This window comes from Variovorax sp. 01T439_2 (assembly GCF_056398445.1).
Genome location: NZ_JBFTPJ010001030.1, coordinates 1 through 1,980, shown reverse-complemented (window position 1 = coordinate 1,980; position 1,980 = coordinate 1). Strand labels below are relative to the sequence as shown.

Here is a 1,980-nt window from a genome sequence, read left to right as displayed (position 1 = left end):
GTGAAAGCGTAGTCATTGTTGGTGATGCTTGCCGTGCCTGCGCGGCTGTCGCCATAGAAGTCGGTGCCGCTGCCGTTGTTGTTGACGATGGTGGCCGTGCCTGCGGTGCTGGTGCCGTTGAATCGGGTGTAGCCGTTCTGGTTGGTGATGGACAGCGATCCCGCATTCACGCCGGTCTCGAACGTGAGCGACGCGTTGACGATGACGGGTCCGCTGCCCAGGGCTCCGCTGGCTGTCGCGATCAACGACCCGTCGTTGACAAGGGTGCCGCCGCCGTAGTTGTTGGTCGCGCCGAGCACCAGCGTGCCGGCGCCGGTCTTTTGCAGGCTGCCGCTGCCGGAAAGCACGCCGTTGAGTGTCAGCGCCTGCGCAGGATCAATCTCGAAAGCCGCACCGCCCGCTCCCACCGTGACATTGCGCGTGCCGGCGGTCGTGCCGGTGGCGCGCAAGGTGCCGCCGTCGAGCGTGAGCGTGCCGGCCGAGCTGCCGAGGGCGGCGTCGTCGGCAATGGCGAGCGTGCCGCCCAGCACGTGCCAGGGCGTCAGTTCGGTGGTGGTGCCGGTCAGCGTCCAGGTGCTGGCGCCCGTCTTCTCGTAGCGGTCGAAGCCGCGGTAGGTGGCGGCGCCGAGCGAGGTGGTTCCATCGGTCAGCGCGCCGGCCAGGCGCAGCACATTGCCGATGCCGTTCGCAGTCAACGTCCCGGTGATCACCGAGCCGCCCTGCAGTTCGAGCGAGTTGTCGTTGCCGGTGATGCGCACCGCATCGCCACGCGTAGCGCCGTCGCCGGCGAAGCCCCCGGTCAAGATGCCGGTGTTGACGATGGTGTTTGTGTTGCCGCGGATGCGCAGGCCCGCGCCGCCGATGCCGTTGGCAGCGCTGTTTCCGCCGGCACCRCCCGCACCTCCCACCAGCGCGCCGGTATTGAGCACCGAGTTGCCGCTGGACTCCAGCGCCAGGCCGGCACCGCCTTCGCCGCCGCCGCCCACCAGGCCGCCGGTGGTGACGGTGCCGCCACTTCCGCCATTTCCGCCCGTGGCCGTGCCGGTGTTGTTGACAATGGCGCCTCCGCCTTGCAACACGATGCCATCGCCGCCGCCGCCACCGCCGCCGGCCCATTGGCCGACGCCGCCGTTGCCCCCATTGCCGCCCGTGACCGTCAGGCTTGAATTGTTGACCACTGCATTCGCGGCGACGGCCTGAAGGCCCGCGCCGCCACCGCCGCCGCCGCCGGACAAGCGCCCAATGCCACCGTTGCCGCCGTTGCCACCCAGGAGAGTGGTCCCACCTACCACGGTGATGGATGTGTCGGTGGTGTACACGGCCGCACCCCCACCGCCGCCACCGCCGGCGCCATAGACAGGGTCGGGGTCGGCAACGCCGTTGGTTCCCGACGCCCCAGTGGCGGAGCCCGCGGCACTGGTGGCGCCTACCGCGCCGCCCGTACCGCCAGCCCCCGCCGCACCGTTGCCGCCAGCACCCCCGGCTCCGGCTGTCGGCGCCTGTCCATTGCTGGTGGGGTACTCGCCGACGCTGCCGCCCCCGGCTCCGCCGCCATTTCCCGCGCCGCCGCGGCCGCCGGTGCCTCCGGCCACCATGGCTGCGCCGCCGCCGGCGGCCTGCGCGGAGGCCGTTCCCGGCAGGCTCACAAGCGCCAGCAGGCACACGGCCGCCGCGGCGGAAGACGAAGCTCCTCGCCTGCGCCGCCGTGAAAGCTCCGAAACGGCCACCCACGCGCCCAGCGCAGCGTTCCAGACGCTGCAATGAATGTTGTTCATGCCCTCGCTCCTCGTATTGATTGGTATTGGCTATGCGGAACCTGTGGTGCAGGTCGCCGCATGCCAAGCGCCCTGGACGAGCATCACGATGGAGGCCGTCAGGATTTTTTGAAACGATAGTTAACATGTGAAGACATTTCTTCACAACTCCGGTTTTATGCCAGAGCGCGTGTCTTCTTTCAACTGCTTGTGTGAGGACGAGAGC

1 protein-coding gene is annotated in these 1,980 nt (G+C 69.2%); it reads right to left on the bottom strand.

Annotation, left to right across the window (positions count from 1 at the left end; all coding sequences use genetic code 11):
* Positions 1-1,775 (bottom strand): ESPR domain-containing protein (locus AC1DOC_RS31435; protein ID WP_478131310.1); only part of this gene is annotated, 1,775 nt, incomplete at its 3' end.
* Between the last annotated feature and the right edge of the window lie 205 nt (positions 1,776-1,980).